Here is a 15,474-nt window from a genome sequence, read left to right on the forward strand (position 1 = left end):
TTATTTATTACCGTCATTCAATTTTGAATGTCTGTTTATCCCTAATTGAGCCGAATGCTTCGCATTCGGTTTTTTTTTACCTTTCTTTACGTAACTTCTCATTTTTTGTGCTACCGATCCGAAATTGTAACGACTATTAACTAATTTCTCACCGGCTATCCTTCTCTGGCACGCAAATGATATAGCGCTTAATTTCTTGTTAATTCGTGCTATTTGCTGGCTTAGCGCACTTATTATTTGTACGCGCACGGCGAGTTTGTACACGTTTATTGCTCCATCCACCGCCGATATTGTCCAGTGAAAAAGTCGCCTCTTCCCGGACAGTGGCGCTGGAAATTCAGTTATTACCCTTTATACTGCCCTATCGCCACAGAGCACGACCACAACGGGTTAAAGATATCAATGAGTCAGACTGAAACCACCGCCCCGAGCAAATTCTCCCTCCTTCCCGGGAGCATCACCCGTTTCTTTCTTCTTTTGATCATTGTGCTGTTAGTGACCATGGGGGTGATGATACAAAGCGCGGTTAATGCATGGCTGAAGGATAAGAGCTATCAGGTCGTCGATATCACCCACGCCGTCCATAAGCGCATAGATACCTGGCGCTACGCCACATGGCAGATTTACGACAATATCGCGGCCGCACCTGCCTCCTCGTCCGGAGATGGACTTCAGGAGACGCGGCTTAAGCAGGATGTCTATTACCTCGAAAAACCGCAGCGTAAAACCGAGGCGCTTATTTTTGGCTCTCATGACAGCGCGACGCTTGAGATGACGCAGCGTATTTCGACCTATCTGGATACCCTCTGGGGTGCCGAAACGGTGCCATGGTCGATGTATTATCTGAATGGTCAGGACAACAGCATGATCCTGATCTCTACGCTGCCGTTAAAAGATCTCTCTTCCGGTTTTAAAGAGACCACCGTGGGCAGCATCGTCGATTCCCGCCGGGCAGAGATGCTGCAACAGGCGAATGCGCTTGATGAACGTGAGAGCTTCTCTTCTCTGCGCCGTCTGGCATGGCAAAACGGTCATTATTTTACTCTGCGCACCACGTTCAACCAGCCAGGACATCTGGCGACGGTGGTCGCCTTCGATTTACCGATAAATGATTTAATCCCACCGGATATGCCGCTCGATAGTTTCCGTCTGGAGCCCGACAGCAGCACTCAAAACATGCGTGCGGCATCTGACAAAGAGGCCGCAGAGAGCGTATCGATCTCCTTTAACGGCTCGAAAATCGAAATTGCCTCATCCCTGAACTCGACCGGTATGCGTCTGGTGTGGCAAGTGCCGTTTGGCACGCTGCTGCTGGATACCCTGCAAAATATCCTGCTGCCTCTGCTGCTGAATATCGGTCTGCTGGCGCTGGCCCTGTTTGGGTACAGCACCTTCCGTTTCCAGTCGGGGCGTCAAAGCGACGCCTCTGCGGTTCCTGCCGGCACCAGCAATGAGCTGCGCGTATTACGCGCGCTGAATGAAGAGATTGTTTCCGTGCTGCCGCTTGGGGTCTTAGTTCACGACCAGGAAGCGAATCGTACGGTGATGAGCAACAAAATTGCCGACCATCTGCTGCCGCATCTTAACCTGCAGAATATCACCACCATGGCGGATCAGCACCAGGGGGTGATTCAGGCCACCATCAACAATGAACTGTACGAGATCCGCCAGTTCCGCAGCCAGGTGGCTCCACGCACGCAAATCTTCATCATCCGCGATCAGGATCGCGAAGTGCTGGTGAATAAAAAGCTCAAGCAGGCGCAAAGGCTGTATGAGAAAAACCAGCAGGGGCGCGCCGCATTTATGCAGAACATTGGAGATGCCTTCAAGCAGCCGTTAAAAACGCTGGCGACCCAGGCGGCGGCGTTAAATACGTCAGAAAGCCACCAGCTTGCCTGTCAGGCCGACTCGCTGGTCAGAATGGTTGATGAGATCCAGCTGGCGAACATGCTGGAGAATGATTTCTGGAAGGGAACGCCAAGCCTCTTCTCTATTCAGGCTCTGATTGATGAAGTGGTTCCGGAAGTCCTGCCCGTGATTAAGCGCAAAGGGCTGCAGCTGCTGATCAATAACAATCTCCCGGCAAATGACGAACGCCACGGCGATCGTGAAGCGTTGCGCCGCATACTGTTGATGATTATTCAATACGCGGTGACCACCACGCAGATCGGTAAAATCACCCTTGAAGTCAGTACGGAGGAGTCGGCAGAAGACCGCCTGACGTTCCGCATCCTGGACACCGGGGAAGGCGTCACCACGAGTGAAATTGATAATCTGCACTTCCCGTTCCTGAACGACACGCAAAGCGATCGCTACGGCAAGGCAAATGCCCTTACCTTCTGGCTATGCGATCAGCTGGCGCGTAAGCTCGGCGGCCATCTCAATATCAAGGCCCGCGAATCTCTCGGCACCCGCTATTCTCTGCACGTGAAAATGGCCGCCAATCCGCAGGAAGAAGATGAAGAACGTCTGCTCGATGATGTCGTGGTGATGGTCGACGTTACGTCGAACGAGATCCGCAATATTGTCGTTCGCCAGTTAGAAAACTGGGGTGCGGCCTGCATCACGCCGGATGAAAGACTTGCAAGTCAAGAATTTGATCTGTTTTTAACTGATAATCCGTCTAATCTTACTGCCTCCGGCTTGCTTTTAAGCGATGATGAGTCAGGCGTGCGGAAAATCGGCCCTGGCCAGCTGCGCGTCAACTTTAATATAAGCAATGCGATGCAGGAAGCTGTACTACAACTAATAGAAGAGCAGCTGGCGCAGGAAGAGATAGCGGAATCCCCGCTTGGCGGTAATGAAAATGCCGAGCTTCATGCCAGCGGATACTATTCACTCTTTGTTGATACAGTACCAGATGATGTTAAGCGGTTGTATACTGAGTCCGCTGCGAATGATTTTGCAGCGCTGGCACAGACAGCACACCGGCTTAAAGGGGTGTTTGCCATGCTTAATCTGGTTCCCGGCAAGCAGTTATGTGAAACGCTGGAACATCTAATTCGTGAGAAAGATGCCTCTGGCATTGAAAAATACATCAGCGACATTGACGCCTACGTCAAAAGCTTGCTGTAGCAAGGTAGCCTTATACATGAACAATATGAACGTAATTATTGCCGATGACCATCCGATTGTACTGTTCGGTATTCGCAAATCACTTGAACAGATCGAGTGGGTGAATGTAGTCGGTGAATTTGAAGACTCTACAGCACTGATCAATAACCTCCCAAAGCTTGATGCGCACGTGCTCATTACCGACCTCTCCATGCCTGGAGACAAATACGGTGATGGGATCACGCTCATCAAATATATTAAACGCCACTTCCCGGATATCTCGATCATTGTTCTGACCATGAACAACAACCCGGCGATCCTGAGCGCGGTACTGGATCTGGACATCGAAGGGATTGTGCTGAAACAGGGCGCACCGACCGATCTGCCAAAAGCGCTCGCAGCGCTGCAGAAAGGCAAGAAGTTCACGCCTGAAAGCGTTTCTCGTCTGCTGGAAAAAATCAGCGCGGGTGGCTACGGTGACAAACGTCTGTCTCCGAAAGAGAGTGAAGTTCTGCGCCTGTTCGCCGAAGGTTTCCTGGTGACCGAGATTGCCAAGAAGCTGAACCGCAGTATTAAAACCATCAGCAGCCAGAAGAAATCAGCGATGATGAAGCTGGGCGTGGACAACGATATTGCACTGCTGAACTATCTCTCCTCCGTCACGCTGAGCGCAACGGACAAGGATTGATTCCGACGGGTGTGCGGCCTGATGCCCTCACCCCATCCCTCTTCCCCGGGAGAGGGTAAAAAACATAAAAGGCCCTTGCGGGCCTTTTTTATATTCTGGTTTTTCTCACGCGCTCCGCGTAAATCGACAAGGTCTGCTTCAGCACGTCCAGCGTCACCGGTTTCGACAGACAGCTGTCCATGCCTGACTCCAGACAGCGCTGCTTCTCTTCCGCCAGCGCGTTCGCCGTTACGCCCACCACCGGCAACGTCAGGCCAAGCTGCCGGATGCGCTGCGTCAGACGGTAGCCGTCCATGTTAGGCATGTTGACGTCACTCAGCACGATATCAATATGATTCTTACTCAGCACGTTCAGCGCATCCACGCCGTCATTGGCGGTTTTGCACTGATAGCCCAGCGATCCAAGCTGGTCAGCCAGCAGGCGACGGTTAATTGGATGGTCATCCACCACCAGAATCATCATATCGTCATTCACCGACGCCAGAGACTCCGGTGACGGCAATCCGCCCGCGCCGTCGCTCTCTTCCAGTTCCACTTTGTAGATGCGCGCCAGCAGGCTCAACAGCTCGTGCGGGGTTGCGACACTGTGTACCCATTCTCCTGGCGCACGCTCAACCGGGATACCGATGTGGCGACGGCAGAAGAGCACTGACCCTCTCCCCTGCCACGGCAGCTCCAGCATCTCGTCGGCGATCAGCACATCGTCCACGTCCGGCGTTTGACCTTCATAACGGCACACCCTCACGCCGCTGTGGGTAAGCAGCGCCGTCAGATAGTCATTCAGCGAGGCGTTATGCACCGCCAGCCAGCAGCGCTTGTCGCTCAGCCCGTCTACCGTCGCTTTTGCCGGATATTGCGCCGAATAAAGCGGAATGCGGATGGTGAACTGGCTGCCCATGCCGGGCTCGGTATCCACAGAGATATCGCCGTCCATCATGCTGACGAGCTTCTCACAAATCGCCAGCCCCAGTCCGGTTCCCTGGAAGTTACGCTGCACGCCGGTCCCCACCTGGAAGAACGGGTCGAACAGACGAACCACCTCCTTCGCCGGAATGCCGACCCCCGTGTCGCGCACGCGAATGCTCAGGTAATCCCCCGCCCGGCAGACGTGCAACACAATACAGCCGGTATCGGTGAATTTGATGGCGTTGCTGAGCAGGTTAGAGATGACCTGCTGCAGGCGCATCGGATCGCCGTGCAGCGTCAGCGGCACGTCCGGTTCGATAAAGCAGTAGAGCCCCAGCTGTTTACGCACGACCAGCGGCAGATAGTTGGCGCTGATGTGGTTCATCACCTCGCGCGGTGAGAATTCCCGCGGCTCAATTTTCAGCTGCTCAGACTCAATTTTAGAGAAGTCGAGAATATCGCTAATGATTTTCAGCAGCAGGCTGGAGGAGTTGTTCATCGCCGTCACCAGTCTGTCGACTCCTTTCGGCAATTCCTTCGTCTGCAGCAGATCGAGGTTACCGATAATCCCGTACAGCGGCGTGCGCAGCTCGTGGCTTACGGTCGCAAGGAACATGGATTTCGACTGACTCGCCTGCTCTGCGGCCTGCGCCATCTCCTGTAACGACTCTTCCATTTTCACGCGCGCGGAAACATCTACCAGCACGCAAATCGCCACGTTTTCATTGCGATAGCGGGAGTGCACGAAGCTGATCTGCAGATTGGTGTGCGTACTGGTCAACACGTCGACGAAGTTAACCTGCTGGCCGCAGATAATTTGCGTCAGCCTCTGCCGGTCTTCATGCGTCAGCATGTTCAGGTAGTTATGCGCCAGTTCATTACTCAGGATATTGGTTCCGTCCTGGGTACGCAGAATACAGATCCCCACCGGCGCCGAGGCGACAATCTTGCGGTTAAACTGCTCGTGTTCCTCGAGCCGCTGGGCGTCGCTTTCTGCGGGAATAAAGATTTTCCGCTCATACATGCGCGCCAGCGTGAACAGCGCGCCCCCCGCCAGCAGGTTCAGCAGAATCGCATTCATGATAAGAATGCGTATCCGCTCAAGCACCATATCCACCGGCAGCGAATAGACGATACTCAGCGACGAAGGCGGCAGGCTCTTCTTCAGGACCAGCTCGCGGAAACCCGAGGTATAGCCAAACCACGACCGCTCCTGCATCCAGTGCGGTTCGACGTTTAGACGGTTATCGGGCCCGGCAAGGGAGATCAGCTGATGACCATTTTCATCCAGAATGGTCACCCCCATGGGCAGGCTGCCCGGGGTGAAGAAGTTCTCCATGCGAATGGTCTGCTCAATCCCCATCAGCGCCTGCAGGCGATTGCCCAGATAGACCGGCGTCAGGGCGTAAAAATACCCCACGCCCGGGCGCGGGCCCTGGCTCACCCAGAAGATGTTATTCCCGCGCTCGTCCTGCGGCGCATTGCGGTATTTCACAATACGTTCATGCAGGCTTTTCAGCGCATCATCACGCTCAACGGGCACATCGCGCAGGCCAAAGTCAGCCATGCAAAGATTCTCGCTGCCAATCAGGAAGACGCGGTTCAGGTCATAGGCGGCGGAGAAATTGTCGCGCCAGTAGCGCATAAACCAGGCAAGGGATTCCAGCGACCCGCGCCAGGTATTGCTCATGGTGGAGCAATCGGAATCCGGGAACAGCGGCTGGAAGTCCGGGACCTCGGTTTTGTCATCACGCCCGCGAAGCGCAAGGATGCCGTTTTCCGCCGTCAGACGATTTTCGGCAATATACTTCAGCTCCTTCATGACGTCAGACGTTCGCTGAATGTAGCGCTGGGCCTGGTCGGAGCTTAAGTTAAACTCCTGGCGGATCTCCGCTTCTTTCTGGTGCAGGGCGTTAACGATGTAAAACACCGAGAACAGGGCCACCAGCAGCCAAAGCAGGAGCGCCAGCGCCCGAAACAGATAGCGAGAGACTTTCAGCGTAGTACGAAAGGAGACGAGGTATTTCAAGGGGGCGAGGCTCCGCCGTCGGGGTCAAAAGAATGTGGTTAAGGTAGCGGTAAACGCGCCAGGTCGCAACGTTGACTTATCTGCTAATGCAAAAGAAAAGGGCCGGAATCCGGCCCTTTTTTGCATCAGGAGACATTACTCGTCAGCGTCATCCGCTACGTCATCGTCGGTGTCGGCTTCCGGCGCGATATCATCATCGCCTTCCGCAACGCTGCCGTCGATGGAGTCGAGCTCTTCGTCATCCACCGGCTCGGCAACGCGCTGCAGACCCACCACGTTTTCATCTTCCGCTGTACGGATGAGGATCACGCCCTGGGTGTTACGACCCACCACGCTGATCTCAGACACGCGGGTACGCACCAGCGTACCGGCATCGGTGATCATCATGATCTGGTCCGCATCGTCCACCTGCACCGCGCCGACAACGGAACCGTTGCGCTCGGTCACCTTGATGGAGATAACGCCCTGCGTACCACGAGACTTGGTTGGGTATTCGCCTTCCGCCGTACGTTTACCGTAACCATTCTGCGTCACGGTCAGGATAGCCCCTTCACCGCGCGGAATAATCAGAGAAACAACGCTGTCTTCGCCAGCCAGCTTGATACCACGAACGCCCGTCGCGGTACGACCCATTGCACGGACGGCGTCTTCTTTGAAGCGCACCACTTTACCGGCCGCAGAGAACAGCATGACTTCATCAGATCCCGAGGTCAGATCCACGCCAATCAGCTCGTCGCCTTCGTTCAGGTTCACGGCGATAATACCGGCAGAACGCGGACGGCTGAATTCGGTCAGCGCGGTTTTCTTCACGGTACCGCTGGCGGTCGCCATAAAGACGTTCACGCCCTCTTCGTACTCGCGTACCGGCAGAATAGCGGTGATACGTTCGTTCGCTTCCAGCGGCAGCAGGTTAACGATTGGACGACCACGCGCGCCGCGGCTTGCTTCCGGCAGCTGATAGACTTTCATCCAGTACAGACGACCGCGGCTGGAGAAGCAGAGGATCGTGTCGTGGGTGTTCGCCACCAGCAGGCGGTCAATAAAGTCTTCTTCTTTAATACGTGCTGCAGATTTACCTTTACCGCCACGACGCTGTGCTTCGTAGTCCGTTAACGGCTGATACTTCACGTAGCCCTGGTGAGACAGGGTCACAACAACGTCTTCCTGGTTGATCAGGTCTTCGATGTTGATGTCCGCGCTGTTGGCGGTGATTTCGGTGCGGCGCTCGTCGCCGAACTGATCGCGGACCAGCTCCAGCTCTTCGCGGATCACTTCCATCAGGCGCTCTGCGCTGCCCAGAATGTGCAGCAGCTCAGCAATCTGTTCCAGCAACTCTTTGTATTCGTCGAGCAGTTTTTCATGCTCAAGGCCGGTCAGTTTCTGCAGACGCAGATCCAGAATCGCCTGGGCCTGCTGTTCAGTCAGGTAGTACTGACCGTCACGTACGCCGAATTCAGGTTCCAGCCACTCAGGACGCGCTGCGTCATCGCCCGCACGTTCCAGCATCGCGGCGACGTTACCCAGATCCCACGGACGGGAAATCAGCGCAGTTTTCGCTTCCGCCGGGGTTGGCGCACGACGGATCAGTTCGATGATCGGGTCGATGTTGGCCAGCGCAACCGCCAGCGCTTCAAGGATGTGCGCACGATCGCGCGCTTTGCGCAGTTCGAAGATGGTACGACGGGTCACCACTTCACGGCGGTGACGGACGAACGCGCTCAGGATCTCTTTCAGGTTCATGATCTTCGGCTGACCATGGTGCAGCGCAACCATGTTGATACCGAAGGAGACCTGAAGCTGAGTCTGGGAGTACAGGTTGTTCAGCACAACCTCACCCACCGCGTCGCGTTTGATCTCAATCACGATGCGCATACCGTCTTTGTCAGACTCATCACGCAGCGCGCTGATGCCTTCAACACGTTTTTCTTTTACCAGCTCGGCGATTTTTTCAATCAAACGAGCTTTGTTCACCTGATACGGGATCTCGTGAACAATAATGGTTTCACGGCCGGTTTTAGCGTCCGCTTCCACTTCGGCGCGGGCACGGATGTAAATCTTGCCGCGGCCGGTACGGTACGCTTCTTCAATACCGCGACGACCGTTGATGATCGCCGCCGTCGGGAAGTCCGGGCCCGGAATGTGTGTCATCAGCCCTTCAATGCTGATGTCTTCATCGTCGATATAGGCCAGACAGCCGTTGATCACTTCCGTGATGTTGTGCGGCGGAATGTTGGTTGCCATACCGACCGCGATACCGGAAGAACCGTTAACCAACAGGTTCGGGATCTTGGTTGGCATCACATCTGGGATGCGCTCGGTGCCGTCGTAGTTATCGACGAAATCAACGGTCTCTTTTTCCAGGTCGGCCATCAGCTCATGAGCGATTTTCGACATACGGATTTCCGTATAACGCATCGCCGCAGCGGAGTCGCCGTCGACTGAACCAAAGTTACCCTGACCATCTACCAGCATGTAGCGCAAGGAGAATGGCTGCGCCATACGAACGATGGTGTCATAAACGGCGGTATCACCATGCGGGTGATATTTACCGATGACGTCACCGACGACGCGGGCAGATTTTTTATAGGCTTTATTCCAGTCATTGCCCAATACGTTCATGGCGTATAGTACGCGACGGTGTACCGGCTTCAGGCCATCGCGGACGTCCGGCAGCGCGCGGCCAACAATGACCGACATCGCATAGTCCAGATAGGAGCTCTTCAGCTCTTCCTCGATGTTAACCGGTGTAATTTCTCTCGCAAGGTCGCTCATCTAACCGCTATCCCTCTACTGTATCCCGGATTCAAAGGTCGCAAATTATAACACAGCCGAGGTGATTGAGGTAAACCTATACGCTTTATTCACGGGGATTGCCTGATATACTCCTTTGTCTTGCTAAATAAGGAGTAAAAGCGCCCATGAATGCCGAAAAATCCCCGGTGGCTCACAACGTTGACCACGAAGAGATTGCCAAATTTGAAGCGGTGGCGTCCCGCTGGTGGGATCTCGAAGGTGAGTTCAAACCGCTGCATCGCATTAATCCGCTGCGTCTGGGCTATATCGCGGAGCGTTCCGGCGGCCTGTTCGGTAAGAAAGTGCTCGACGTCGGCTGCGGCGGCGGCATCCTGGCGGAAAGCATGGCGCGCGAAGGGGCGAACGTCACGGGCCTGGATATGGGCTTTGAACCGCTGCAGGTTGCCCGTCTTCATGCGCTGGAGTCTGGCATACAGGTAGACTACGTGCAGGAAACCGTGGAAGAACACGCGGCAAAACACGCCCATCAGTACGATGTGGTGACCTGCATGGAGATGCTGGAGCACGTACCCGATCCGCAGTCGGTGGTACATGCCTGTGCAAAACTGGTGAAGCCGGGCGGCCAGGTCTTCTTCTCAACCATCAACCGTAACGGTAAAGCGTGGCTGATGGCCGTCGTTGGCGCGGAGTATGTACTGCGCATGGTGCCGAAAGGGACGCACGACGTGAAGAAATTCATCAAGCCTGCAGAGCTGTTAAGCTGGGTTGACCAGACGTGGCTCAAAGAGCAGCACATCACCGGCCTGCACTACAATCCGCTAACCAATAAATTCAAACTCGCACCGGGCGTTGATGTTAACTATATGTTGCACACAACCGCCAAAAACGACTAACGTCATTCGTTATTCTTATAAAGATTGCGCGACATCATGTTGCGCAATTCTGACCTCCCGTTGAAGAAATCAGCACTCGATCAAATTTTGAATTTTTTTTCTTAATTATTGACATGTCTTCCAGGCCTTACGGTACGAGGACTTAGCCTTTTTTACCCTTTCACAACCTCAATTTAACGCCAAAATCAACCCTTGTGCTGAAAAGATTCGATACTAGAATACTCACCATATAGCGTTTTTCTTATCGCAAACCCCCTACATGTAGTATTTATCCACAGAGTTAGTCACAAGACGGATCTGTGGATAAACGGGGGATATTTTTTATTTCACGGACAGGTAAAACCCACATGAATCAGAGTCTGCTGGTGACAAAGCGCGACGGTACTACCGAGCGTATCAATCTGGACAAAATCCATCGAGTTCTCGACTGGGCAGCAGAAGGACTGAACAACGTATCTATCTCCCAGGTTGAACTGCGCTCCCACATTCAGTTCTACGACGGCATCAAAACGTCTGATATCCACGAAACGATCATTAAAGCAGCGGCAGACCTCATCTCCCGCGAAGCACCGGATTATCAGTACCTCGCTGCACGTCTGGCGATTTTCCACCTGCGTAAAAAAGCCTACGGTCAGTTTGAGCCGCCGAAGCTTTACGATCACGTGGTGAAAATGGTTGAGCTGGGCAAATACGACACGCATCTGCTGGAAGACTATACGGAAGAAGAGTTCGAGCAGATGAACGGGTTTATCGATCACTGGCGCGACATGAACTTCTCCTACGCGGCGGTGAAGCAGCTCGAAGGCAAATACCTGGTTCAGAACCGTGTAACCGGCGAGATCTACGAAAGCGCCCAGTTCCTCTACATTCTGGTGGCTGCCTGCCTGTTCTCTAACTACCCGCGTGATACCCGTCTGGATTACGTGAAGCGTTTCTACGATGCGGTCTCCACGTTCAAGATTTCTCTGCCGACGCCGATCATGTCTGGCGTGCGTACCCCAACCCGTCAGTTCAGCTCCTGCGTACTGATCGAGTGTGGTGACAGCCTGGATTCAATCAACGCCACCTCCAGCGCCATCGTGAAATACGTCTCCCAGCGTGCCGGTATCGGCATCAACGCCGGTCGCATCCGTGCGCTGGGCAGCCCGATTCGCGGCGGTGAAGCGTTCCACACCGGCTGTATCCCGTTCTATAAACACTTCCAGACGGCCGTAAAATCCTGCTCTCAGGGCGGCGTGCGCGGCGGTGCTGCGACCCTGTTCTACCCGATGTGGCACCTGGAAGTGGAAAGCCTGCTGGTCCTGAAAAACAACCGCGGCGTGGAGGGCAACCGCGTGCGTCACATGGACTACGGCGTGCAGATCAACAAGCTGATGTACACCCGTCTGCTGAAAGGCGAAGACATTACGCTGTTCAGCCCGTCCGACGTTCCGGGCCTGTACGACGCGTTCTTTGCCGATCAGGACGAGTTCGAACGTCTGTACACCAAATACGAAAAAGACGACAGCATCCGCAAGCAGCGCGTGAAGGCGGTAGACCTGTTCTCTCTGATGATGCAGGAACGCGCCTCTACCGGCCGTATTTACATCCAGAACGTGGACCACTGCAACACCCACAGCCCGTTTGATCCAGTAGTTGCGCCAGTGCGCCAGTCTAACCTGTGCCTGGAGATCGCCCTGCCGACCAAACCGCTGGAAGACGTGAACGACGAAAACGGCGAAATCGCGCTGTGTACACTGTCCGCGTTCAACCTGGGCGCGATTAAGAGCCTGGACGAGCTGGAAGAGCTGGCCGTGCTGGCGGTTCGCGCGCTCGACGCCCTGCTGGACTACCAGGATTACCCGATCCCGGCCGCTAAACGCGGTGCAATGGGCCGCCGTACCCTGGGTATCGGCGTGATCAACTTCGCCTACTGGCTGGCGAAAAACGGCAAGCGTTACTCCGACGGCAGCGCTAACAACCTGACGCACCAGACGTTCGAAGCGATTCAGTACTACCTGATGAAAGCCTCTAACGAGCTGGCGAAAGAGCAAGGCGCGTGCCCGTGGTTCAACGAAACCACCTACGCGAAAGGCATTCTGCCAATCGACACCTACAAGAAAGACCTGGATGCGATTGTCAGCGAGCCGCTGCACCTCGACTGGGAAGGCCTGCGCGAGTCCATCAAGACTCACGGCCTGCGTAACTCCACGCTCTCTGCCCTGATGCCGTCTGAGACCTCTTCGCAGATCTCTAACGCCACCAACGGTATTGAGCCACCGCGCGGCCACGTCAGCATTAAAGCGTCGAAAGACGGCGTGCTGCGTCAGGTGGTACCGGATTACGAGACGCTGGGTGACAACTACGAGCTGCTGTGGGAAATGCCAAACAACGACGGCTACCTGCAGCTGGTGGGTATCATGCAGAAGTTTATCGACCAGTCGATCTCTGCCAATACAAACTATGACCCGACGCGCTTCCCGTCAGGCAAGGTCCCGATGCAGCAGCTGCTGAAAGACCTGCTCACCGCCTACAAATTTGGCGTGAAAACCCTGTACTATCACAACACCCGTGATGGTGCGGAAGACGCGCAGGACGACCTGGTACCGTCAATTCAGGACGATGGCTGCGAAAGCGGCGCATGTAAGATCTAATGAAGGGCGGGGATATCCCCGCCTTTATTTCGTAAGACAGGACACACTCATGGCATATACCACCTTTTCACAGACGAAAAACGACCAGCTCAAAGAGCCGATGTTCTTCGGCCAGCCGGTCAACGTGGCACGCTACGATCAGCAAAAATATGACATCTTCGAAAAGCTGATTGAAAAGCAACTCTCCTTCTTCTGGCGTCCGGAAGAAGTGGACGTATCCCGCGACCGTATTGACTACCAGTCGCTGCCGGATCACGAAAAACATATCTTCATCAGTAACCTGAAGTACCAGACGCTGCTGGACTCCATTCAGGGACGTAGCCCTAACGTGGCGCTGCTGCCGCTGATCTCAATTCCTGAGCTGGAGACCTGGGTGGAAACCTGGGCATTCTCCGAGACCATTCACTCCCGCTCTTACACGCACATTATCCGCAACATCGTGAACGATCCGGCGGTTGTGTTTGACGATATCGTCACCAACGAGCAGATCCAGAAGCGCGCGGAAGGCATTGCCCACTACTACGACGAGCTGATCGAGATGACCAGCTACTGGCACCTGCTGGGCGAAGGCACCCACCACGTGAACGGTAAAACCATCACCGTGAACCTGCGCGCGCTGAAAAAGCAGCTGTACCTGTGCCTGATGAGCGTCAACGCTCTGGAAGCGATCCGCTTCTATGTCAGCTTCGCCTGCTCCTTCGCCTTTGCCGAGCGCAAGCTGATGGAAGGCAACGCCAAAATCATCCGTCTGATTGCCCGTGATGAAGCCCTGCACCTGACCGGCACCCAGCACATGCTGAACCTGCTGCGCAGCGGTACGGACGATCCGGAGATGGCGGAAATCGCTGAAGAGTGCAAGCAGGAGTGCTACGACCTGTTCGTGCTGGCCGCTCAGCAGGAGAAAGAGTGGGCAGACTACCTGTTCCGCGACGGCTCCATGATTGGCCTGAACAAAGACATCCTGTGCCAGTACGTTGAGTACATCACCAACATCCGCATGCAGGCTGTTGGTCTCGACCTTCCGTTCCAGACGCGCTCTAACCCGATTCCGTGGATCAACACCTGGCTGGTGTCCGATAACGTGCAGGTTGCGCCGCAGGAAGTGGAAGTCAGCTCTTATCTGGTCGGTCAGATTGATTCTGAAGTCAACACCGACGACCTGAGCAACTTCCAGCTCTGATGTCACGCGTCACGTTAAGTCTTTCCGGCACTGAGGTGATGTGTCGGGAGGAGCACCCTTCTCTGCTGGTGGCGCTTGAGGCGCATCAGGTAGAAGTAGAGTACCAGTGTCGTTCCGGCTACTGCGGCTCCTGCCGCTGCCGCCTGGTCGCCGGCCAGGTGGACTGGCTGACCGAGCCGCTGGCCTTTATCAACGAAGGGGAAATTTTGCCCTGCTGCTGCCGGGCAAAAGGCGATATAGAGATCGAGATGTAAAAAAGGGCCTTACGGCCCTTTTTTCTATTTTAAGAACGTCACCGCTTTATCCGGGAAATCCGTAAACAGTCCGTCCACGCCCGCCTGCTTATACAACACTTCATAAAGCTGATTCACGTCCGTGGCATATGGCGGCAGCTGGTCTGCACGCACGGTATACGGGTGCACCTGCATCCTGCTGGCGTGCGCCTCTTTCACCATCGCAGTCAGCTTCACGTGACCTGGCGTTGAGCCTTCCGCCACCAGCATGTGGTAATCCGGCCCGATGCCGTCGGCGTACTGCGCAATCTGCTTCATCGCGCCCGGCTTAAACATCCAGTCGTAGCTGTAGTTAACCCACTTCCCGTCCGGCTGCTTCTCCTGGGTTTCATTCCAGTCGGTATAGGCAATCAGCTGCACCAGATTGAGATCCATCCCCATCTTCGGCTCCAGCTCGGTTTTGATGCGCTTCAGCTCGGCGGCATCAAAACACTGCAGGTAAACTTTGTCCTTCTTGCCGGTGTAGCCGTACTGCTTCAGCACCTCGAGCGTCTTCGCGGCAATATCTTTTCCTTCCTGATGGTGGAACCACGGCGCTTTGATTTCCGGATAGATGCCGATGTTTTTACCGGTTGAGTGGTTCAGCCCCTGAACAAACTCAATCTCTTCCTGGAAGGTATGAATGCGAAAGTCAGATTTGCCCATCGGGAAACGTCCCGGATAGACCTGCACCTTCTTGCCGTTTTCAATCTCAAAGCCCTCGGTAAACTTCAGGGAACGGATCTCCGCCAGCGTGAAGTCGATGGCATAGAAGCGGCCATCTTTGCGCGCGCGGTCCGGAAAACGATCCGCCACGTCCGTCACGCGGTCAAGATAGTGGTCATGCAGGACGACCAGCTGGTCGTCCTTCGTCATCACCAGATCCTGCTCCAGGTAATCCGCACCCTGCGCATAGGCCATCGCCTTCGCCGGCAGCGTATGCTCCGGCAGATAGCCGCTGGCGCCGCGGTGGGCAATAACAATTTTATCCGCCGCCAGCGCGGAGCCTGTCATCAGGCCCGCCAGCAGCAGGCCGGTTGCAAGTTGGGTAAATTTCATCGCTAA

The 15,474-nt window shown here is 54.9% G+C and carries 9 protein-coding genes; 6 read left to right on the plus strand and 3 right to left on the minus strand.

Annotated features, from left to right (window positions below; genetic code table 11):
- The first annotated feature begins 402 nt into the window (after nt 1–402).
- Together rcsD and rcsB are read left to right on the plus strand one after the other, a co-directional pair.
- The gene (rcsD, locus tag ACW9E7_RS13425; protein WP_115875875.1) at nt 403–3,075 is read left to right on the plus strand and encodes a phosphotransferase RcsD; all 2,673 of its coding nucleotides are present in this window, start codon (nt 403–405) and stop codon (nt 3,073–3,075) included.
- A 16-nt stretch (nt 3,076–3,091) separates the two neighbouring features.
- On the plus strand, nt 3,092–3,742 hold the full coding sequence (gene rcsB / locus ACW9E7_RS13430; RefSeq protein WP_003859405.1) for a response regulator transcription factor RcsB: 651 nt from the start codon (nt 3,092–3,094) through the stop codon (nt 3,740–3,742).
- A gap of 88 nt (nt 3,743–3,830) precedes the next feature.
- Here rcsB and rcsC read toward each other — a convergent pair whose 3' ends face one another.
- Complete coding sequence (gene rcsC, locus ACW9E7_RS13435; RefSeq protein WP_127731758.1) at nt 3,831–6,677, minus strand: two-component system sensor histidine kinase RcsC; 2,847 nt, start codon at nt 6,675–6,677, stop codon at nt 3,831–3,833.
- A 135-nt stretch (nt 6,678–6,812) separates the two neighbouring features.
- Nucleotides 6,813–9,449: a DNA topoisomerase (ATP-hydrolyzing) subunit A gene (gene gyrA / locus ACW9E7_RS13440; protein WP_111965289.1), complete on the minus strand. Its 2,637-nt coding sequence runs from the start codon at nt 9,447–9,449 to the stop codon at nt 6,813–6,815.
- Between the two features lie 146 nt (nt 9,450–9,595).
- On the opposite strand from gyrA, the gene ubiG reads away from it, so the two are divergent.
- The 4 genes from ubiG (at nt 9,596) to yfaE (ending at nt 14,391) form a co-directional block, all read left to right on the plus strand.
- A complete protein-coding gene (ubiG, locus tag ACW9E7_RS13445; protein ID WP_021241539.1) occupies nt 9,596–10,324 on the plus strand; it encodes a bifunctional 2-polyprenyl-6-hydroxyphenol methylase/3-demethylubiquinol 3-O-methyltransferase UbiG in 729 nt (242 codons plus the stop codon).
- A gap of 347 nt (nt 10,325–10,671) precedes the next feature.
- Nucleotides 10,672–12,957, plus strand: a complete 2,286-nt coding sequence (gene nrdA, locus ACW9E7_RS13450) for a class 1a ribonucleoside-diphosphate reductase subunit alpha (protein ID WP_045908710.1) — start codon at nt 10,672–10,674, stop codon at nt 12,955–12,957.
- Nucleotides 12,958–13,006: 49 nt separating this feature from the next.
- On the plus strand, nt 13,007–14,137 hold the full coding sequence (gene nrdB, locus ACW9E7_RS13455; protein WP_047074992.1) for a class Ia ribonucleoside-diphosphate reductase subunit beta: 1,131 nt from the start codon (nt 13,007–13,009) through the stop codon (nt 14,135–14,137).
- Entirely contained in the window at nt 14,137–14,391 is a 255-nt protein-coding gene (gene yfaE / locus ACW9E7_RS13460) for a class I ribonucleotide reductase maintenance protein YfaE (RefSeq protein WP_458727912.1), read from the plus strand. The genes nrdB and yfaE overlap by 1 nt, the downstream gene beginning before the upstream one ends.
- Nucleotides 14,392–14,415: 24 nt before the next feature.
- On the opposite strand, the gene glpQ is transcribed toward yfaE, so the two are convergent.
- Entirely contained in the window at nt 14,416–15,468 is a 1,053-nt protein-coding gene (gene glpQ / locus ACW9E7_RS13465) for a glycerophosphodiester phosphodiesterase (RefSeq protein WP_325849419.1), read from the minus strand.
- Nucleotides 15,469–15,474 lie beyond the last annotated feature (6 nt).

It is taken from the genome of Enterobacter sp. H2G27 (assembly GCF_054403075.1).